At 71.5% G+C, this 20907-nt stretch carries 11 protein-coding genes; 1 reads left to right on the top strand and 10 read right to left on the bottom strand.

The genetic code is table 11. The features are described 5' to 3' along the window. Nucleotides 1–7 precede the first annotated feature (7 nt). Complete coding sequence (locus tag DIE04_RS15945; protein WP_124522269.1) at nt 8–9706, bottom strand: non-ribosomal peptide synthetase; 9699 nt, start codon at nt 9704–9706, stop codon at nt 8–10. A gap of 272 nt (nt 9707–9978) precedes the next feature. On the opposite strand from DIE04_RS15945, the gene DIE04_RS15940 reads away from it, so the two are divergent. Next, nucleotides 9979–11724: a cyclic peptide export ABC transporter gene (locus DIE04_RS15940; RefSeq protein WP_124522184.1), complete on the top strand. Its 1746-nt coding sequence runs from the start codon at nt 9979–9981 to the stop codon at nt 11722–11724. Nucleotides 11725–11955: 231 nt separating this feature from the next. Here the strand turns inward: DIE04_RS15940 and DIE04_RS15935 are convergent, their stop codons facing one another. The 9 genes from DIE04_RS15935 to DIE04_RS15895 form a co-directional block, all read right to left on the bottom strand. Beyond that, nucleotides 11956–12987 (bottom strand): ABC transporter substrate-binding protein, encoded by a 1032-nt coding sequence (locus DIE04_RS15935; protein ID WP_124522186.1) that lies wholly within the window; start codon nt 12985–12987, stop codon nt 11956–11958. Beyond that, nucleotides 12987–13787: a siderophore-iron reductase FhuF gene (gene fhuF / locus DIE04_RS15930; protein ID WP_124522188.1), complete on the bottom strand. Its 801-nt coding sequence runs from the start codon at nt 13785–13787 to the stop codon at nt 12987–12989. Before fhuF ends, DIE04_RS15935 begins: the two co-directional genes overlap by 1 nt. Beyond that, entirely contained in the window at nt 13784–15886 is a 2103-nt protein-coding gene (fhuB, locus tag DIE04_RS15925; RefSeq protein ID WP_124522190.1) for a Fe(3+)-hydroxamate ABC transporter permease FhuB, read from the bottom strand. Before fhuB ends, fhuF begins: the two co-directional genes overlap by 4 nt. Next, nucleotides 15883–16734, bottom strand: coding sequence for an ABC transporter ATP-binding protein (locus DIE04_RS15920; protein WP_124522192.1), 852 nt, complete (start codon nt 16732–16734; stop codon nt 15883–15885). The genes fhuB and DIE04_RS15920 overlap by 4 nt, the downstream gene beginning before the upstream one ends. Next, on the bottom strand, nt 16724–17743 hold the full coding sequence (locus tag DIE04_RS15915; protein ID WP_124522194.1) for a TauD/TfdA family dioxygenase: 1020 nt from the start codon (nt 17741–17743) through the stop codon (nt 16724–16726). The genes DIE04_RS15920 and DIE04_RS15915 overlap by 11 nt, the downstream gene beginning before the upstream one ends. 44 nt (nt 17744–17787) lie before the next feature. Then, nucleotides 17788–18030 carry an MbtH family NRPS accessory protein gene (locus DIE04_RS15910; protein WP_044843583.1) on the bottom strand — a complete coding sequence of 81 codons (243 nt, stop codon included), beginning with the start codon at nt 18028–18030 and terminating at the stop codon, nt 17788–17790. Between the two features lie 117 nt (nt 18031–18147). Continuing rightward, nucleotides 18148–18816 carry an RNA polymerase factor sigma-70 gene (locus DIE04_RS15905; protein WP_124522196.1) on the bottom strand — a complete coding sequence of 223 codons (669 nt, stop codon included), beginning with the start codon at nt 18814–18816 and terminating at the stop codon, nt 18148–18150. 321 nt (nt 18817–19137) lie between these two features. After that, the gene (locus tag DIE04_RS15900; RefSeq protein ID WP_124485720.1) at nt 19138–20160 is read right to left on the bottom strand and encodes a fimbrial protein; all 1023 of its coding nucleotides are present in this window, start codon (nt 20158–20160) and stop codon (nt 19138–19140) included. After that, nucleotides 20157–20903: a molecular chaperone gene (locus DIE04_RS15895; RefSeq protein ID WP_124485527.1), complete on the bottom strand. Its 747-nt coding sequence runs from the start codon at nt 20901–20903 to the stop codon at nt 20157–20159. Before DIE04_RS15895 ends, DIE04_RS15900 begins: the two co-directional genes overlap by 4 nt. Between the last annotated feature and the right edge of the window lie 4 nt (nt 20904–20907).

Raw genomic sequence — 20907 nt, 5'->3', positions numbered from 1 at the left:
GTCGTCCTTATTGGGTTTCCAGTTCGCCGAGCAGCGCGTCGATCGCGCTCGCCGCGTCGGTCGCACCGCGTGCCGCGCAGGCCGCATCGATCGCGTCCGCGCAGCGTGCGAGCGTGCGGGTGTCGAACAGCGTGCGCAGCGGCAGCGCGAGGCCCCAGTGCAGGTTCGCCTGCGCATGGGCTTGCGTCGCGAGCAGCGAGTGGCCGCCGAGCAGGAAGAAATCGTCGTCGCGGCCGATCGCGTCGACGTGCAGCACGCGTTGCCAGATCGCCGCGAGCGCGCGCTCCGTGTCGGTCGCGAGTTCGCTGGCCGCGGCCGCCTCGCGCACCGGTGCGGGCAACGCATGGCGGTCGCACTTGCCGTTCGGCGTGACCGGCAGCGCGTCGAGTTCGATCAGCTGCGACGGCACCATGTAGGCCGGCAGCTGCGCGCGCAGCGAATCGAGCATGGCCGCACGGTCGAGCGGCCCCGCGTCGCCGCGTGCGACATAGCCGATCAGCTGATCGTCGCGCACGATCACGACCGCGTCGTGCACGCCCGGCGCCGTGCGCAGCAGCGCCTCGATTTCACCCGGCTCGATCCGCTGGCCGCGCAGCTTCACCTGCGTGTCGACGCGGCCGAGGTAGTCGAGCGCGCCGTCGGCGCGACGCCGTGCGAGGTCGCCGGTGCGATACATGCGCGCGCCCGGCACGAACGGATCGGGCACGAAACGCTCGGCGGTCAGCCCCGGGCGGCCGAGATAGCCGCGCGCGAGCCCCGCGCCGGCCAGATACAGTTCGCCGGTCGCGCCGGCCGGCACCGGCTGCCAGGCCGCGTCGAGCACGTGCAGCTGCAGGTTCGCGATCGGATGGCCGATCGGCACCGCGAATGCGTTGGCGTCGTCGGGGCCGCAGGTCCAGTGCGACACGTCGATCGCGGCTTCCGTCGGCCCGTACAGGTTCACGAGCGTCGCGTCCGGCACGAGCCGCGCGACCTTCGCGACGAGTTCCGGCGCGAGCGCCTCGCCGCTCGCGACGATCAGGCGCACGCTGTCGCATTGCGCGGCGGCCTGGAAATCGTCGAGATACGCGACGAATGCGGCCAGCATCGACGGCACGAAGTGCAGCACCGTCACGCCGTGCGCATGGATCGCGGCCGCGAGGCGGGCCGGATCGCGGTGGTCGCCGGGCGCGGCGATCGCAAGCTTCGCGCCGGTCGCGAGCGGCCACACGAATTCCCACACCGACACGTCGAAACCGAACGGCGTCTTGTGCAGCACGACGTCGTCGCGCGTGAGTCGGTACGCGTGCTGCATCCACGCGATCCGGTTCGCGAGCGCGCCGTGCGAGTTGCCGGCGCCCTTCGGCTTGCCGGTCGAGCCGGACGTGTAGATCAGGTATGCGAGCTGGGCGGCGTCGATGTCGGTCGCGATCTCGGCGGCATCGCCCGCTTCGCCGTACTCGCCGCCATCGTTCGCTTCATCGGCGAGCAGATCGGCGACCGTCAGCAACTGCGTCGTCGCGTCGTCGCCGAGCGCAGCCTCGACTCGCGCGCTCAGATGGGCTTGCGTGATCGCGACCGCGGGCCGCGCGTCGCGCAGCAGGTACGCGATGCGCTCGGCCGGATAGTCGGGGTCGACCGGCAGGTACGCGGCGCCGGCCTTCAGCACGCCGACGAGCGCCGTCACCATGTCGAACGAACGCTCGACGCACAGCGCGACCGGCGTGTCGGGCTGCACGCCGCGCCGGCGCAAGGCGGCGGCGACGCGCGTCGTGTTCCGGTCGAGTTCGCGATAGGTCGCGCGTTGCACGTGGCCCTGGGCATCCGCGTATTCGAGTGCGATCGCATCGGGCGTGGCGCGTGCGGCGTCCGCGAATTGAAGATGCAGCGGTTGCCGTTGCGCGTCCGGCCAGCTCCGTGCGGTGTCCTGCGCGCGGGCCAGCGCGTCGCGCGTCGCGTCGTCGGCGATCGACAGCGTGCCGAGCAGCGCGTCGGGCGTGCGGGCCAGCGCATCGAGCGCGCACGCGAACGCGCGGTGCCAGGTCTCGACCTGGTGCGCATCGACGCGCGCGGTGTCGTAGCCGTAGTCGATCGTCAGCTCGGCGCCGCTTTCGATCACGAGCGTCAGCGCGAAATCGGTCGACTCGATGCTGCGCACGCCGCTCAGCGCGAGCGCACGCGGATCGGCATCGCGCGCCGTGTCGTCGACCGGGTAGTTCTCGAACACGACCAGCGTGTCGAACAGTGCGCCGCCGGCGCCGCGCGCCCAGCGCTGGATGTCGGCGAGCGGCGTATGCGCATGCTCGGCGGCCGCCGCGTTCTCGCGCTGCAATCCTTGCAGCCAGTCGGCCGCGCGTTGTTGCGGCGCGGGCGCCGTGATCACCGGCAGCGTGTTGATGAAAAGGCCGAGCACCGTATCGACGTCCGCGAGCGCTTCGGGACGGCCCGCGACGGTCGCGCCGAACGCGACGGCCGGCTGATGCGTCATGCGCTGCAGCGCGAGCGCCCACGCGCCCTGCACCAGCGTGTTCACGGTCAGCTTCAGCGCGCGCGCCGTGTGCGCGATACGCGTCGTCGCGGCCGCGTCGATCGTCGCGCGCCACGTGACCATCTCGGCGTCCGCGCGGTCGGCCACACGCTCGGCGATCAGCGTCGGCGCGTCGAGGCGCGCGAGCCGCCCGGTCCAGAAACGCTCATCGGCGTTGCGGTCGCGCGTGCCGAGCCACGCGATGAAGTCGCGATAGCGCAGCGCCGGGCGGCTCGCGAACGGCGACACCGCATCGGGGTCGCGATAGTCGCGCAGCACGTCCGCGAGCAGGCGCGCGGTGCTCCAGCCGTCGAGCAGCACGTGGTGGCGCGTCCACACGACGCGCCACGCGTCGTCCGTTACGCGGATCAGCGTGAGCCGCATCAGCGGCGGCTCGCGCCAGTCGAAGCCGCGTGCGCGATCGGCCGCGAGCCACGCGTCGAAGTCGGCGTCGAGCGTGTCGCCGCGCGCACGCCAGTCGAGTTGCTCGACCGGCATCCGCGCATGGCGATGCACGCATTGCAGCGGTGCGGCCTCGTCGGGCATCACGCTGGTGCGCAGGATGTCGTGACGTGCGACCGATGCGGCGAACGCGGCCGCGAGCCGGTCGGCATCGAGCGCCGTCGCGGTCGCGACGAGCTGGTTCACGTAGCTCGCATGACCGGGCGCGAACAGCGCATGGAACAGGATCCCCTGCTGCATCGGCGACAGCGGATACACGTCGTCGATCGTGCGCCAGTCGAGCGGCGCGCGCTCGATCGCGGCCTGCGTGAGGCCGGCAGCCTGCGCGAGCGGGAAGTCGCCCGGCGTCGCTCCGCCGCCGCGATGCGCGACACGCGATGCGCATGCGTCGGCGAGTTCGCGCAGTGCGGCCGCAAAGCGTTCCGCGAGCGCATCGATCGTCGCGCGCTCGAACTGCGGCGCGCCGTATACCCAGTGAACCTTCAGCGTGCGTGCGCCGTCGCGGTCGGTATCGAGGTACGCATGGATCGCGAGCGTGTTGCCGAGCGGCCCTTGCGGGTCGCGCTCGATGCCGGTGCCGCCGAAGCGCGGCACGAGCGTCGCGTCGCGCGGTGCGTCGAACTGGCCGAGATAGTTGAACGTGACGCGCGGACGCGGCACGGCGGCCAGCGCCGCACGCGTCGCCGCGTCGCCGTAATGCGCGAGCACGCCGAAGCCGAGCCCCTTGTGCGGCACCGCGCGTAGCGTGTCCTTGACCGCGCACAGCGTGTCGCGCGCGGTGGCTTCGACCGGCAGCGTGACCGGATAGTGGCTCGTCAGCCAGCCGATCGTGCGGCTCGCGTCCGCATCGTCGAACAGCGCCTCGCGGCCATGCCCTTCGAGTTCGACGCGGCACGACGCGGCGCCGTCGGCACCGGCCAGCGCCAGCGCGAGCGCCGCGCCCAGCAGTTCGATCGTCTGCGTGCGATACGCGGCGTGCGCGTCGGTCAGCGCGGCGCGGGTCAATGCCGCGTCGATGGTCTGCACGACGACCGCCGCGTCGGCGTTCGTCGCCGGTGCGTCGGGATGATCGGGCACGAGGTCGTCGCCCTGTGCCATGCCGGCCCAGTAAGCCGCTTCAGCGGCGAACGGCGATGCCGGCTCCGTCGCGGCACGCGCGAGGCGCGCGGCCCACGCATCCGCGCGCAGGCCCGGCTGCGAGAGGCGAACGGGCGTGCGCTCGCATGCGGCGCGATACGCGGCGTCGAGGTCGTCGAGCAGGATGCGCCACGACACGCCGTCGACGATCGCGTGGTGAATCGCCAGATACAGCCGCGCCGCGCCGTCCGGCAGACGCGCCGCGCATGCGCACGCGAGCGGCCCGCGGCCGAGGTCGAGGCGACGCTGCAACGCGTCGAAGCGCGCCAGTGCGTCGGCTTCGTCGCGCGCGGCGACTTCGACGAACGGCAGCGCGTCGTAGGGTTTCGGCGCATCGCTCGCGCGCCACTTGCCGTCCGCGCCACGCGCGAAGCGCTGGCGGAATGCGTCGTGATGGGTGAGCAACGCGTCGAATGCACGCGCGAATGCGTCGGCGTCGAACGGACCGCGCACGTCGAACGCGACGGACTGGTTCCAGTGGCCCGGATGCGGCACGTCGAGCGCGAAGAAGCGCTGCTGTGCAGGCGTCAGGACCGCTGCGGAAGCGGTTGCGGACCGAGCCGGCGCGGTCGATGTCGTTGCGGCGGCAACGTCCTCGATCTTCGCGATGCGCGCGAGTTCGGCGACCGTCGGGCCGTCGAACAGCTGCTTCGGCGTGAAGCGCACGCCGCGCTTGCGGGCGCGTGCGATCACCTGCAGCACGAGGATCGAATCGCCGCCGAGCTCGAAGAAATTGTCGTCGCGGCCGACGTGCGGCGCCTTCAGCACCGCTTGCCAGACTTCGGCGAGCGCCGTTTCGACCGGCCCCTGCGGCGCATCGCCGGCGGCCACCGCCACCGGCGATGTGGCCAGTTCGCGCAGCGCCGCGCGATCGAGCTTGCCGTTCGCGGTCACCGGCAGGCGTGCGAGCACGACGAACTGCGCGGGCACCATGTAGTCGGGCAACGCCGCGCCGAGCGCCGCGCGCACGGCCGCTTCGTCGAATGCCGCGCCGTCGCGCATCACGACGAACGTGGCGAGCCGCAGGCGGGCGTCGTGCTCGATCGCGAGCGTCTCGGCCTGCGCGATCGGGCCGGCCGCGCGTACCGCCGTGCTCACCTCGCCCGGCTCGACGCGATAGCCGCGAATCTTCACCTGGTCGTCGATGCGGCCGAGGAACGCGAGACGGCCGTCCGCGCGCAGGCGTACGCGATCGCCGGTTCGATACAGGCGCGCACCGGCCGCGAACGGATCGGGCACGAAGCGCTCGGCGGTCTGCGCGGGCCGGTTCAGGTAGCCGCGCGCCACGCCCGGCCCGCCCAGATACAGTTCGCCCGCCGCGCCGGCCGGCACGCACGCGCCGAACGCGTCGAGCACGAGCGCGCGCGCATTCGGCAGCGGGCCGCCGAGCGGCACGCCGCTCGCGGGATCGCGCGCATCGGCGGCGATCGACGCGGTGTCGCACGCGATCGCGCCGACGGTCGCCTCGGTCGGCCCGTAATGGTTGATCACGCGGCAGGCCGGCGCGAGCGCGGCGATTCGCGCGACGAGCGCCCACGTCAGCGTTTCGCCGCCGGTCACGAGCGCATGGCGCGGCAGCACGTCGGCCGGCACGCGCGCGTCGAGCAGCGCCTGCAGGTGGCTCGGCACGATCTTCAGCACGCCGACGTCGCGGCGGCGCATCTCGTCGGCGAACAGGTCCGGATCGAACGCGCACGCGGCCGGCAGCAGGTGCAGCGTGCGGCCCGCGCACAGCGCGCCGAACAACGTCGTGTGGCCGAGGTCGGCGGCGACGGTCGACACCATCGCGAACGACGCGTCCGGTGCGAACGCGAGTTCGTCGAGCATCCCCTGCACGTAGTCGGCCAGTGCGCCGTGCGACACGACGACGCCCTTCGGCGTGCCGGTCGAACCCGACGTATAGATCAGGTACGCGCCCTGTTCCGGATGCGGCGCGACGCGGATGCCGGCCGCATGCGCGAGCGTCGCGTCCTGCGCGAGCGTGTCGACGTCGAGCGGCTGTGCGGCGCTGCCGGCCGGCCACGCGGCCCCGTCCGGCTGCTGCGCGACGAGCGCCCAGCGCGCGCCGCAATCGGCGGCCGCGGCCACGAGGCGCGCGGCCGGCTGGGCCGGGTCGAGCAGCACGGCCAGCGCGCCGGCCTTCAGTGCGCCGAGCAGGCCGACGACGAAGCGGGCCGAGCGCTCGATGCAGACGATGGCCGGTGCTTCGGCCGTCGCGCCGCGCAGTTTCAGCGCATGTGCGATACGGTTCGATGCATCGTCGAGTTCGGCGAACGTCAGCGACGCCGACGCATCGGCGAGTGCGACGCGATGCGGATACGCGGCGGCCTGCCGCGCGAAAGCGGCGACGATGTCGGCGTGTTCGATCCGCAACGCACGGCCGTCGCGCGGCTGGCGCGATGCCGGCGACGCATCGCACGGCAGCGCGGTCGTCGCGCGGTGCGGTTCATGTGCGGCGGAGGCGACGAGCGCCGCATAGCTGTCGAGCCATGCGCGCGCGGTGTCGGCAGCGATGCAGTCGGTCGCATAGGCGGCGACCAGTTCGATCCCGTGCGCGTCGTCGGTGAAATCAAGCGCGAAGTCGAAGCGCGCGGCGAGATCGGGCCCCGGCGTCGCAACGGCGGTCGCGCCCGGCAGCACGCTGTCGTGCCGCGCATCGAACTGCTGCGCGAATTTCACGCGCAGCCATTCGTCGCCGCGCCGGACGGGCGGTTTCACCGCATCGACGACGCGCTCGAACGGCACGTCCTGGTGCGCGACCGCGTCGAGTGCCGCCGTGCGCGCCGCGTCGACCAGCGCGCGGAACGGCAGCGTCGGCGCCACCCGCACGCGCAGCGCGACCGTGTTCAGGAACAGGCCGAGCAGCGCGCGGGTTTCCGGCCGCTGCCGATGCGCGACCGGCACCGCGACGACCACGTCGGTCTCGCCGGTCAGGCGCGACAGCCATGCGTCGAGCGCGGCCAGCAGTACCGTGAAGACCGTGGCCTGCGCGTCGCGCGCGAGACGCCGGACGTCCGCCGCAACCGTGTCGGGCAGGCGAACCGACACGCGTGCGCCCTGCAGCGTGCGCGTCGCACCCGGCTTCCGATCGACCGGCAGCGCGAGCGGGCCCGGCACGTCGCGCAAGGCGTCGCGCCAGTAATCGAGCTGACGCTCGCCTTCGCCGCCGGCGAGCATGTCGCGCTGCCAGTCCGCATAGTCGGCGTACTGGATCGGCAGTGGCGGCAACGCCGGTTCGCGCCCTTCCGCATACGCACGGTACGCGGCCGACAATTCGTCGAATGCGCAGCGCGAGCTCCAGCCGTCGGTGATCGCGTGGTGCGCGGTCAGCAGCAGCCGGTGGCGATCGTCGGCGAGCACGACGAGCGTCGCGCGCAGCAGCGGCCCGTTCGACAGATCGAACGGTGCGCCCGCGTCGCGCTCGGCGATACGCGCGGCTTGCGCGTCGCGAGCGGCCGGCGGCTGGTCGCGCAAGTCGAGCGTCGCGATCGTAACCGGCAGACGGGCATGGATGCGCTGCATCACGATGCCGTCGTCGTTGTCGACGAGCGTCGTGCGCCACGCGTCGTGCCGCCCGATCACGTGATCGAGCGCACGCTGCAGCGCAGCGCGATCGAGCGCGCCGTCGATCGTCCAGTGCGCGGCGATGTGATACGCGGCGCTCGCGTCACGCGTTTGCGCGAGCACCCAGAAGCGTTGCTGTGCGAGCGATGCGGCACGATCGACATGCGGGGCACCCGATGCGGCGGCTTCGGCCGGTGCACGGCGTGCGGCAATCGCGGCCAGCGGCGCGCCCGTTTCGCGCTCCGCGCGATCGACGCGCGCGGCCAGCTCGGCCAGTGCCGGATCGGCGAACAGCGTGTCGAGCCGCAGGTTCACGCGCAACGCGGCGCGGATCGCGGCCTGCAGTTGCATCGCGGCGAGCGAATCGGCGCCCAGCGCGAAGAAGCGGTCGTCGCGCGACGGCGTCGCGTCGAGGCCGAGCAGCGTCTGCCAGAAGCCGGCGATCTGCGCTTCGGTCGGCGTGCACGGCGCGGCGCCGGCGGGAGCTTCGGCGTCGCGCGCGGCGGCGCTGCGCTCGCGCAGCGCGGCACGGTCGAGCTTGCCGTTCAGCGTGTACGGCAGCGCAGCGCAGCGCACGAAGCGGTGCGGCTGCCACGCGGCAGGCAATTGCGCGCCCACGTGCGCCTTCAGCTCCGCATCGTCGGCGGCCGCGCGCAGCGCGACGCACGCGATCAGCCGCGTCGGCCCGTTGCCGGTTTCGGCGATCACGGCCGCGTCGGCCACTGCCGGATGCGTGCGCAGGCACGCGGCGATTTCCGCGGGCTCCACACGCACGCCGCGCACCTGGACCTGATCGTCGAGGCGGCCGAGATAATCGAACGCACCGTCGGCGCGCAGGCGTGCAAGATCGCCGGTGCGATAGACGCGGGCACCGGGCTCGCCGTGCGCATCGGGAATGAAGCGTTCGGCCGTCAGCGCCGGGCGGCCGTGATAGCCGCGCGCGAGACACACGCCGCCGAGCAGCAGCTCGCCGCCCTCGCCCGCTTCATTCGGCTCGCCGGCCGCGTCGCCGTCGATGCGCGCGACACGCGGGCCGATCGCGCGACCGATCGGCAGCGACGCATACGCATCGTCCGCTGCCAGCGCGGGCATTTCACCCGGCTCGACCGGCCACAGCATCGGCGAGATCACGGCCTCGGTCGGCCCGTAGCCGTTGATCAGGCGTACCGACGGGAACGTGCGGCGCACGAATTCGAATGCCTGTTGCGGCAGCGCTTCGCCGCCGAACGCGAGCACGCGCAAGGCCGGCGGCACGCCGTCGCGCGCGGCGACGGCGGCGAATTCGCGCAGGTAGGCCGGCGGAAATGCGGCAACGCTGACCGCTTCGCGCACCATCAGCGCATGCGCGGCGTCCGGCGCGAACGGTTGCGGCGGCGCGATCGTCACGCTCGCGCCAACCGCGAGCGGCGCGAGCCAGCACTCGTGCGCGGCATCGAAATTGACCGACGCGAAATGCAGCAGGCGGTCGCCGCCCGCGATCGGCAGCGCGGCCGCGAGCGCATCGCAATGCGCGGCGAGCGGCCCGTGCTCGACGATCACCGCCTTCGGCGTGCCGGTCGAGCCCGACGTATAGATCATGTAGGCGGCCGAGCGCGGATGTACCGGCGCGTCTTCGTCGTCGACGCAGGCAGCGGCCTCCGCGGAGCTTGCGTCGAACGCGTGATCGAACGACGCGCCGAGCGCCGCGCGGCCGGCCGCATCGACGACGCCGTGCCGCAGTTGCGCATCGCGGACGATCCAGTCGAGGCGCGCGGCCGGATGACGCGGATCGAGCGGCACGAATACGCCGCCCGCCTTCAGCACGGCGAGCAGCGCGACGAACAGCTCGCACGAGCGCTCGACACAGACGCCCACCCGCACTTCCGCGCCGACACCGGCCGCGCGCAGTTGGCGGGCAAGGTGCGACGCACGCGCGTCGAGCGCGCCGCGCGACAGGCGCAGGTCGTTCTGGAAAGGCGCGGCGAGCGCGGGCGCGTCGGGCGCGCTGCGCGCCAGTTCGCGGATTCGGTGATGCAACGCAGTCGGGAAACTCGTCATGTGCGTGAAGTCCTTCGGTCCGGCCGCTTCGGCCAAGTCTCGGGGCCGCATGGGGCGGCTTCACTGGTGTGACGAACGGCGCGGCCGATTTTTTACCGTTTTGCGCGCAAAGCCGGCACGGATGCATTTTTTGAAGGCAGGGCTAAATATTTGCGCGGCCCGTTCGTCTATCAGGGAGGAAAGTCGCAACCGGGCCCGCCCCGCGCGCCGCTTTCGCATCAGTCTTGCCGTTTCCGCAGGGTTTGCCTGCCCTTCATTTATCGACGTTGCCGATGACCGCTGCCCACGAGCCTTCTTCCCCGCCGTCCCTCGACGCCTCCCCCGGCCGCCCTGCGGCCCGCCTGATCCTCGCGTTGCTGCGCGAAAGCCGCGCGTCGCTCGCGCTGGCGCTCGTCGCCTGCGTGCTCAACGGCGTCGCGAGCGTGCTGCTCGTCGCGACGCTGAACCGCGCGCTCGCGACGCCCGGCGCGGCCGACGCGGCGCTCGCGTGGCGCTTCGCGCTGTGCGCGGTGATTGCGCTCGTCACGCGGATCGTGTCGGGCACGCTGTTCGCCCGGCTGTCGCAGGACACGATGGCGCGGCTGCGCATGCATCTCGCGCGGCGCGTCGGCGCGGCCGAGCTGCGCGACATCGAGCGGATCGGCGCGGCGCCCGTGCAGTCGGTGCTGACCGACGACGCGACCAACGTGTCGATGCTGTTCTTCGCGCTGCCGAACCTGGTGATGCACGGCTCGATCGTGTTCGGCTGCCTCGGCTATCTCGCGTGGCTGTCGTGGCCCGTGTGCGTGCTCGCGCTGACCGCGATCGTCGCCGGCTCGCTCGGCTATCACACCGGCGATCGCCGCGCGATCGCGTCGCTGGAGGCGGCCGGCCACGCGCAGGACCGCCTGTTCGGCTATCTCGGCTCGCTGTTCTCCGGCGCGAAGGAACTGAAGCTGCACGACGCGCGCGCGCGCCAGTTCGTCGACGGCCAGCTCGGCGCCGCGATCGGCGAGGTGCGCGACCACCGCCGCCGCGCGTTCAGCGCGTATGCGATCGGCGTCGGCTGGATCATCTTCCTGTTCTACGTGTTCCTCGGCGCGGCCGCGTTCTGGCCGCAGCTGGGCGTGCATGCCGATGCGGGCACGGCGGCCGGCTACGTCGTCGTGTTCCTGTTCATGCTGGTGCCGCTCGACGGTCTGCTGAACAACCTGCCGACCGTCAACGCGGCGCGCGTGTCGCTCGGGCGCATCGAAGGCGTGATGGCCGAATTCGGCGCGCTGCGGACGGTGCCGCCTGCGAGCGACGCACCCGACGTGCCGCCGGCAGGCGCCGTCACGCTGCGCGGCGTCACGCACGCGTATTTCCACGAGCGCGACGAACGGATGTTCCGCATCGGGCCGATCGACCTGACGATCCGGCCGGGCGAGCTCGTATTCATCGTCGGCGGCAACGGCAGCGGCAAGACGACGCTCGCGAAGGTGCTGACGGGGCTCTACGAGCCGGAGGAAGGCACGATCGAGGTCGACGGCCGCCCGATCGGCTGGCGCGAGCGCGCTGCGTACCGGCAGCGTTTCAGCGCGGTGTTCAACGACTTCCACCTGTTCGATGCGCTGCTCGGCATCGTCGATCCCGACGATCCGGCGCGGGCGCAGGCCGATGCGCGCGCGAACGCGCTGGTCGCGAAGCTCGCGCTCGATCACAAGGTGAAGGTCGTCGACGGCGCGTTCTCGAACCGCGCGCTGTCGACCGGGCAACGCAAGCGGCTCGCGCTCGTCGTCGCGTACCTGGAGGACCGGCCGTTCTACCTGTTCGACGAATGGGCGGCCGACCAGGATCCGTCGTTCAAGGCGGTGTTCTACGAACAGTTGCTGCCCGAGCTGCGCGCGCGCGGCAAGGCCGTGATCGTGATCACGCACGACGACCGCTATTTCGGTCTCGCCGATCGCCTGCTGAAGCTCGACAACGGGCAGATCGTCAGCGATACGACGCCCGCGCGGTCACGCGCACGCGATGATGCGGATGTGCTGAGCGCGTAAGTATCGTCAAACACCTGCCGCCTGCGCGCAGCGGATGCTGCACGCAGGCGGTTTCAGGTTGGAAGAATGGTGAGCGTCGGGAAGTACCGGAAGAACCTGAGATATATCGTTCGGTGTGCGTAGTTGTTTGCGACGCCGACGGAATGCAGCGGAACAGGCATTCGCGCAACACGCGCGAGACAATGCAATTCGCGACCACGCCGCCCCACCCGCGCACGACCCGCCGCGCGTTCAGCGCACGGCCGGCAGCTTCAGCATCGTATCGGTCATCACGTCGGCCAGCTTCAGCGCCGACATCGGGCCGCCGAATCCCCAGATGTTCCGCTCGACGAGCGCGATCCTGCGCTCGCGCAGCGCGGGCACGAAACGCCACACCGGCGAATCGAGTTTCGACGACAGCGGCACGTCCATCCCCGTCGCGGTGACGAACAGCACGGCGAGATCGCGTTGCCGGAGCAGATCGGCGGACGTCACGTAGAGCGTGCCTTCCCGCGTCGGCTTCTTCGGCCACGGGTCGAGCCCGAGCGCGCGCGCGAGGCCGGCCGACGTGCTGTTGCCCGTATAGGCCCAGTAGCGGTCGGGCAGCCCGAGATCCTGCAGCAGTGCGATGTGTTCGCCGCCGCGGCCCGCGGCCGCGAGCCGCGCCGCATTGCGCGCGATCCCTGCGTCGAGTTGCGCTTCGACCGCCTGTGCGCGCGCCTCGCGCCCGGTCACGCGACCGATCGTCCGGAAGATCTGCCGCATCCAGTCGAACTGCGTGACGGGCACGCCGTCTTCCGACACGTTCGGGCTGAACTGGAACAGGATCGTCGGCGCGATCCGGTCGAGCGCGGCGAAGATCGGCGCATGCCGGAAGCCGACGCCGATGATCAGGTCGGGCTTCACCGCGGCAATCGCCTCGAGCCCTGGCTCCTGCCGCGAACCGATGTCGGCCACGTGCGCGAGCCGGTCGCTCTGGTAGCCGAGCCAGCCCGGATAAAACGCGGTATCGGCCATGCCGACCGGCACGAGGTCGAGCGCGATCACGCTTTCCGCGAACATGAAGTCGAGCGCGACCACGCGCTGCGGCCGCACGGGCATCGTCGCGCTCGCCTGCGACACGACGGGGTTGGCCGCGAGCGAGCGGCCCGGTTGCGACGGCATGCCGCCCTGCCCGGCGCGCGCGCCGTCCGCGATCGCGGCGGCCGGCGCACCGCAGCACGCGGCGCCGAGCGCGGCCAGTGCCGCGAGCGCATGGCGGCGGCCGGCATGCGGTACCGGCATCACCGGATCGCATCCTGCCCGGCCAGCGCCGCGTCGTCCATCGTCAATAGCAGCGGGCAGCTTCCACACAGTTGCGTTTCTCCAGGAATTTCATAGCGCAGGCAGCACACGCGGCGCGCGCGAAACGGCGTCGGCAGCAGCGGCGAGCGCGGCACGGCGTCGCGCACCGGCATGCGCAGCGGATTCGGCTCCCCGGCGACGCACGACGCGCCGAACAGCCAGTCGGCATCGCGAACGGGATCGGCCGCGCACGGCAGCGCGCGGTACGTGTCGAGCAGATAGTCGAGCAGGTTGCCCGCGTTGCTCCACAGCACGCGCGGCGTGACGCGGCCCATCGCCGCGAGCAGGTCGATCACCGCGCCGAGATGCGCGACGAGCCCCGCATAGCGCGGCGCAGGTTCGTCGCACGGCGCGCCGAGCGCGTCAGGCGAGACATACAGCGCGGCCGGCATCCCGTCGTCGAGCGCGACGAAGGTGCGCTCCGGCGCCATGTCGAGCGGCCGGCCGAGCGTCAGCGCGGCGACCACGCCGGCGGGCGCCGCGCGGCCGAAGTAGTACTTGCTCCATTGCGACACCAGCGCGCGCGCATGCAGCGCCGGATCGCCGCCGTAGTGGCGGACCATCGCGTCGAGCACCGTATCGCGATGCTCGGGCAGCGCGCTGACCGGCACGACGATCCGGCCCGGCGCGTGCGTGTCGTCGGGCATCCCGAGCCACACGGCGTCGAGATGCGCGGCGAACGGTTCGGGCGCGAACGCCGAGAATCGCGTGGCGCGTGCGCCGTCGAGCGCCGGCGTCATCGCCCCGCGCGCCGGGCGCGGCGCCCCTCGAGGATCAGCAACCCGAGCAGGTAAGGCGCGCCGATCAGCGCGGTCAGCACGCCGGCCGGCACTTCGCGCGGCGCGACGACCGTGCGGGCGGCCAGATCGGCGAGGCCGAGAATCAGCGCGCCGCATGCGGCCGCGAGCCACAGCCGCGTGCGATGCCGGCGCGCGCCGAGCATCGTCGCGACGTGCGGCGCCATCAGCCCGATGAAGCCGACCGGACCGACCGCCGCGACGGCCGCGCAGGCGGCGAGCGTCGCGATCGTCAGCGCGAGCGGCCGCAGCGCGGCGACCGGCAGGCCGAGCGCGGCCGCCTGGTCGTCGCCGAGCGCGAGCATGTCGAGCGGCCGCGCGAGCCATGCGAATACCGGCAGCGCCAGCACGCACCACGGCAGCAGCATCGACACCTCGCCCCAGCTGCGGCCGTAGGTGCCGCCGACGAGCCAGACGACGAAGCGCGCGGGCTGCACGCTTTGCTGCGTGATCAGCCATTGCGCGAGCGTGGTCCACAGCGCGCCGATCACGATGCCGGTCAGCGCGACCGCGAGCGGTGCGTAACGATGCCGGTGATTCAGCACGAGCGTGATCGCGAGCGACGCCGCACCGCCGCTCAACGCGGCCGCCGCGAGCGTCACGTGCCCCATCAGCGGCCACGTCGACAACGCGAACAGCGTGACGAGCCCCGCGCCCTGCGTGACGCCGAGAACTTCGGGGCCGGCGAGCGGGTTGCGCACGACGCTCTGCATCGCGACCCCGCTCACCGCCAGCAGCGCACCCGCCAGGAGCGCACACAGCAGCCGCGGCATGCGCAGGTCGATCAGCATCCGTGCGACGGCATCGTGACCCGACAGCGCGGCCGACCAGCGTGCCGGCGACAGCCATTCGGGGCCGGCCGACACGCCGACGAACACGACGAGCGCGCCGGCCACGACGAACAGCGCGGTGCGCAGCGGCCAGCCGAGCCGTTCGAGCCAGCCGACCATGCGCGTCGCCCCGCCGCCGGCCGCGCGTTCGGCTTGTGCGTGCAGCACGCCCGACCACGCGGCGCCGCGCCGGATCATCGCGAGCATCAGCGGCGTGCCGACGAGCGCGATCGCGACGCCGGTCGACAGCGTCGCGTCGAGGCCCGACGCGAGCACCGCACTGTCGGTGACGAGCACGAGCGCACCGCCCGCGAGCGCCGACAGCGGCACCAGCACGCCGAGCCGCGCCGCGCGTGCGCCGCGCACCTGGCGCAGCAGGTTCGGCGCGACCAGCCCGACATACGACAGCGGGCCCGCGATGCTGACGGCCACGCTGGTGAACGCGACGGCGACGATCGTCGCCGCGAGCCGCGTCGCGTCGACACGCACGCCGGCCGCGGCCGCCGCCTCGTCACCGAGCGCGAGCGGATTCAGCGGCCGGATCACGAACGGCAGCGCCAGCAGCGGCACGACGAGCCAGCGTGCGGCGAGCGCGAGCCCGGTCGCGCCCGGCTGATAGAGACTGCCGTTGGTCCACAGCGCGGCGCCCGCGATGTTCTGCTCGAAGAACGCGAGCACGAGCGTCGACAGCGCCGCGAACAGCAGCATGCAGACGCTGCCCGCGAGCACGAGCCGCAGCGGCGTCGCGCGCCAGCCGCCGGCCGCGACGATCGCGCACGCGGCGGCGACCAGCCCGCAGACGAACAGCAGCGGCACCGATGCGACCCCGGCGAGCGCCGGCACCAGCATCGCCGCGAGCAGGCCGAGCTGGGCGCCGCCCGTCACGCCGAGCAGGTCGGGGGACGCGAGCGGGTTGCGCGTGAGCGACTGGAACAGCGCGCCCGCGATGCCGAGGCAGCCGCCCGCCACGAGCGCGGCCGCGACGCGCGGCAGGTTGAGATCGAACAGGAACACGCCCGCGAGCGCGGCCGCGTCGCTGCCCGGCACGGCGTTCCACCACACGCGCAGGTCGGGTGCGACGCGCAGCACCGCCAGCACCGCGATCAGCGCGACGAGGCCGAGCGCGAGCGCGCCGGCGCGGCGGCCGGCTGCCGCACCGTGGGCGCCCTGCCCGCTCGCGGCGAGCCGTTTGCGCATCGCGAACGTCGTCATACGGCGATATCCCGCTGGACTGTGCGATCGAACGCGTCCGTCGCGCCGGATGCCGGCGGTCCGTAGGCCGGCACGCACATCGGCGCGCCCGTCTGCGGATGCGCGAGCTTCAGCATGTCGACGCCGAACGCCGCGCGCAGCCGCGCCGGCTCCAGCATCGCGTCGGGCGAGCCCTGCGCGACGAGGCGGCCGGCACGCATCAGCACGATGTCGTCGCTGTACGCCGCTGCCTGGTTCAGGTCGTGCAGGACCCACACGATCGTCAGCCCGCGCGCGCGGTTCAGCGCGCGCAGCGCGTCGAGGATGTCGAGCTGGTGATGGATGTCGAGATAGGTCGTCGGCTCGTCGAGCAGGACGATCGGCGCCTGCTGCGCGAGCGCCATCGCGATCCACGCGCGCTGCCGCTCGCCGCCCGACAGCGCGCCGACGTCGCGCCCGGCGTCGCCGGCGAGACCGCTCGTGTCGAGCGCCTCGTCGATCGCCGCATGATCGGCGCGCGACAGCCCGCGCAGGAAGCCGCCGTACGCGTAGCGCCCGTACGCGACGAGCTCGCGCACCGTCAGGCCCGACGGAATCTGGTTGAACTGCGCGAGCATCGTGAGCTCGCGCGCGAGCGCGCGGCGGCGAAACGACGCGAGCGGCTTGCCGTTCACGTCGACCTGGCCCGCACGCGCGGGCTGCAGGCCCGCGAGCGTGCGCAGCAGCGTGCTCTTGCCGCAGCCGTTCGGGCCGCACAGCGCCGTGACGCGGCCGGCCGCGATCGACAGGTCCAGCCCGTCGATCACGACATGGTCGCGATAACCCACGCTCAGCCCGCGCGCGGCCAGCGCGGCGGTACTACGCGTCATCGGTCCTCCGTTCGGTCGCGCGCGGGACCGTGTAACTCTGCGCCATCGCGACGACCACCTTGCGCGGCCCCTCGAACGGGTCCCGTGCGTGCGCGGTCAGCATGTTGTCGAGCATCAGCACGTCGCCCGTCCGCCACGGGAACACGATGCGCTGGCGGTCGAGCACGCCGCGGATCTCCGCGAGCGCGTCGGCCTCGAGCGGCTCGCCGTCGCCGTAGTACACGTTGCGCGGCACGTTCTCGAGCCCGACCGCGTCGACGAGCGCTTCCTGCATGTCGTCGTCGAGCGCGGACAGGTGAAACAGGTTCGCCTGGTTGAACCACACACGGTCGCCCGTGCGCGGATGGCGCGCGACGGCCTGGCAGCGTTCGCGCGTGCGCAGCAGCAGTTCGCCGTCGTCGTCGGTGCGCCATGCGCATTCGATCCCGCGCGCCGCGCACATCCGCTCGACCTCGGCCGGCACGTCGGTGCCGAACGATTGCTGCCACGGCAGGTCGAGCCCCTGGCCGAAATTGCGCACGTACAGCAGCTCGCGCTGCTCGAAGCGCGCGATGAGCGCCGGATCGAGCGCGCGATAGACGGCGCGGCTGTCCGCGATCGGCGTCGCCCCGCCCTTCGGCGCCGCGAGCGCGCAATGAAACCAGATCCGCAGCGGCCACTCGCGCGTATACGACTGTTCGTTGTGCAGCGGAATCGCGCGGTGCGGCGGGTATTCGGTCGACGTGTAGACAGCGCCCTCGACCTGGCTGCGCGGCGTCGACGCGTATTCATAGCCGATCAGCGGATCGCCGAACGATGCCGCGAACTGCTGGAACGCATCGATCGACGGCACGTGAAAGCCCGTGAACAGCACACCGCCCGCCCGTTCGAGCGTGTCGGCCGCGATCGCATGCGCGAGCGGCGCGATCTCGTCGATCGAAATGCCGTCGGCGCTGCGCGGCGACACGACGGTGGGCAGCCCCGGCTCGATACGCAGGTCGTCGAGCGTCGGCAACGAAAGCAGGGTCATGCAACGTCCTCTTCAGGTGACGCGCCGGATCGCGGCGCGGCGGGTCACGACGTGCGCGTCGCGCGCTCGCCGTCCATCGCGCGGCGCAGGCTCGCGGGGCGCATGTCGGTCCAGACGGTCTCGATGTGCGCGAGGCAGTCGGCTTTCGGGCCGCGCACGCCGACCTCGCGCCAGCCGGCCGGCACGGGCCGGAACGTCGGCCAGATCGAATACTGTTCTTCGTCGTTGATGACGACCGTGTAGACGAGGTCGTCGGTGTCGGCGGAAGGCGTCGTGGCTTGCGTCATGATCGAAAAAACGGGAAGCGGTTGAAGGATGCGAAGCGGCAAGTGACCGGACCGTCGGATCGTTGGACCGTTGAATCGGCCGCTCCTGTCTTGAAGACGATTGGCCGGCGCGTTTTTTTACCGTCGCCGCGCGCGGCCGCCGAGAAACACCGGGCACGCGACGCCGCGATGGCATGCGTCGAGGCATTCCGCGCAGTGCCGCTCCGCGTCGCGCACCATGAAATGCACGAGGGTTTGCGACACGTTCAGCGCGCGCGCCGCGGTCTGCAGCGTCTCCTCGCGCAGCCGCACCATCTCGAACGCCGCGCGGCTGCGCGCCGGCAGGTCGTCGAGCGCGGCCCATACGCGACGCAGCGTGTCGCGCGTCAGCAGCGCGGCCTCGGGCGTCGGTTCCGGCGACGGCACGTCGAAGCCGTCGTCCTCTTCCGTGTGATAGACGTTCTCGAGGCTTTGCCGGCGGCACGCGTCGATCGACGCGTTGCGCACCATCCGCGTCACGTACGCGACCGGCTGGCGCACGGCGTCCTGGTTCGGGAATTCGACGAGCTTCACGAACACGTCGTGCACGACGTCCTCGGCCCGGCTCGCACAACCGACGAAGCCGCGCGCGACGTTGACGAGCATCGTGCGATGGGCAATCAGCACGTCGAGCAGCGCGCCCTGCGCACGCGGCTGCGCGCCGCGATGCGCCCGCGGTGCGGGACGTGACGGGAGGTCCGGACAACTGCCGAGGAACGGGTTCGCCGCTGCGGCTGCCGGCCGTTCGAGCACTTCCGCCATTGCCATCGATCTGCTCCGTCAGATTTCGAGATAGCGCAATTTAACGTAAACGCAAATCATTCTCAATGCGATTACGAAATGCCCCTTCAGATCGTCAGGATTTGTCTGATTAATTGACGGGATCCGTGTTTTTGTCGGACGGGATGGCTGCCGCGCAGCGGTGGCGTGGGGAAAGCTTTCCGCGGGAAGGAATTGGCATGGCACCGTAAACGGCCCGCGGCGCCAGGTGGGTGTGGCACGGCGTCGGGAGCGCCGCAAAGAAGCGCCGGCATGCCGGCGCTTCTTTCATGGCGCGCGCGACGCGTCCGGCCGCGCACGCAGCGCGCGTCAGTAGATGAACAGCCGGATCGTTGCGGTTGCATCGAACCGCCCGATCTTCGGCGGCCCGAACGACTTCAGCACCGCGTCCATCCGCACGCTTTGATTCATCACGTTCGACGGAAACTGCGCGAGCGTGAACTGCTGGTTGAACGGAATCGCGTTGCCCTTGCTGTCCTCGATGCCGATCCCGAAATTGCTGTCCTTCGCCGGCACCAGCAGGCCGTTCTGCAGCGGATAGCTCGTTTCGAAATAGCCGTCGACGCGCACCGCGACGTTGCACTTCTTGGACAACGACAACGAGAACGGCTTGCGCGGCACCGCGGGCAGGAAGCCGTTACCCACCGCCTGCACCTGTCCGAAGTTGACGATGCCCGGTTCGGGCGTCACGAGCACGTCGACGAAGCACGGCGTCGGCTTGAGGTTGCGCAGGCCGCTCAGGCGGTACTGGAAGCTCGTGCCGAATGCATTCAGCCCGAACTCGCCGTCGAACTGGAACACCGTGTAGATATCGCTCGGCGGCTGGACCCAGTTGCCCTTCTTGCGCACGACGACCTGGTAGTCGATGCTGATGCGGGTCTGCTCGCAACGCCTGTGATCGAAGTCTTCCCTGCTGCACGGCGGCACCGCATAGCCGGTAAACACCCCGCCGCCGCGATTGCTCGTCTTGTCGAAGTAGTCGACGCCCTTGTAGCGGATGCCGATCTCCAGCCCCCACGCGGCCGGGTTCGTGCGATTCGGATTCGCGTAGAAATAGATGTTGTCGACGACTTTCAGGCTGTCGGCATCGCCGAGGTCCTTGTAGCAATACCCCGACGTCGTGCGGACCGGCGACACCCAGATCACGTAGCCGTCCGGCGCGTCGGTCGGATACGACGCCACGCCGCCGATCGGCTCGGTCAGCGAGGTCGCGCCGCTGTTCGTCAGGCATCGCAGCGCCCACGCCGGCTGCGCCGCCGCGACCAGCAACGCAAGCACGAGCCAGCGCAGCCATGCTGCCGGCCATTGCCGTTCGCGCATCCCGCCGCTCATCGCTTCACGCTCTTGCACGCACCGGCGTCGCACGCGTATTCGACCGCCACCTGGCCGCCGTAATCGTCGATATGCGTGACGAACAGCGTCGACGGCGTCGCGGCCTTGAACGGCACGCCGGCCGTGCTCATCGGGCTCACCATCACCGGCTCGATCGGCACCGGCGTCTTCTGCGCGCCGGCCGTCACCTCCACCACCGTCACGTGGTACGGCGTCGGGTTGTCGAACACGAGCGTGTGCGCGGCCGGGTCCACCCGCAGCGTCATCGGCAGCGTCCAGTCCTCGTCGCGCGCGGGCTGCACGGCCTTCGGCCGGTAGAACAGCTTCATCTGCGTATGCAGCGCGATCTGCAGCGTGTTCGGTATATCGGACTTCGGCGGCACTTCGCGGATGTTCAGGTAGAACACCGATTCGCGATCGGCCGGCAGCGCGGCACCGGGCAGCTTCGCGATCCGCAGCACGTTGCGCTCGTTCGCCTCGATGCGCTGCAGCGGCGGCACGACCATCAGCGGCGACGCGATCTTGTTGCCCTTCGCGTCCTCGAGCCACGACTGCACGAGATACGGATACGTCGTGCTCTTGTTCGTGATCGTGACGATCGCGGCCTGTTCGCCTTCGTTGAAGATCACGCGGGTGCGGTCCGGGACGATCGCCGCGTGCGCGACACCGGCGAGCAGCGCGCTCGCCGCGCTCAGCATGCACGACGCGCGGCGCAGGAAGGAAAGGGAGAAAACGTGGTTCATCGCT

The organism is Burkholderia sp. Bp8994 (assembly GCF_003853805.1).
Taxonomy (GTDB): domain Bacteria; phylum Pseudomonadota; class Gammaproteobacteria; order Burkholderiales; family Burkholderiaceae; genus Burkholderia.
The sequence above is the reverse complement of the archived record's forward strand: the minus strand, read 5'-3'. Positions and strand labels throughout refer to the sequence as shown.

Coding starts and splice junctions, on each gene's coding strand:
- fhuB (WP_124522190.1), bottom strand. CDS start 15,886: ATGACGACGTTCGCGATGCGCAAACGGCTCGCCGCGAGCGGGCAGGGC.
- fhuF (WP_124522188.1), bottom strand. CDS start 13,787: ATGACGCCGGCGCTCGACGGCGCACGCGCCACGCGATTCTCGGCGTTC.
- DIE04_RS15915 (WP_124522194.1), bottom strand. CDS start 17,743: ATGACCCTGCTTTCGTTGCCGACGCTCGACGACCTGCGTATCGAGCCG.
- DIE04_RS15905 (WP_124522196.1), bottom strand. CDS start 18,816: ATGGCAATGGCGGAAGTGCTCGAACGGCCGGCAGCCGCAGCGGCGAAC.
- DIE04_RS15945 (WP_124522269.1), bottom strand. CDS start 9,706: ATGACGAGTTTCCCGACTGCGTTGCATCACCGAATCCGCGAACTGGCG.
- DIE04_RS15920 (WP_124522192.1), bottom strand. CDS start 16,734: ATGACGCGTAGTACCGCCGCGCTGGCCGCGCGCGGGCTGAGCGTGGGT.
- DIE04_RS15935 (WP_124522186.1), bottom strand. CDS start 12,987: ATGCCGGTACCGCATGCCGGCCGCCGCCATGCGCTCGCGGCACTGGCC.
- DIE04_RS15900 (WP_124485720.1), bottom strand. CDS start 20,160: ATGAGCGGCGGGATGCGCGAACGGCAATGGCCGGCAGCATGGCTGCGC.
- DIE04_RS15895 (WP_124485527.1), bottom strand. CDS start 20,903: ATGAACCACGTTTTCTCCCTTTCCTTCCTGCGCCGCGCGTCGTGCATG.
- DIE04_RS15940 (WP_124522184.1), top strand. CDS start 9,979: ATGACCGCTGCCCACGAGCCTTCTTCCCCGCCGTCCCTCGACGCCTCC.
- DIE04_RS15910 (WP_044843583.1), bottom strand. CDS start 18,030: ATGACGCAAGCCACGACGCCTTCCGCCGACACCGACGACCTCGTCTAC.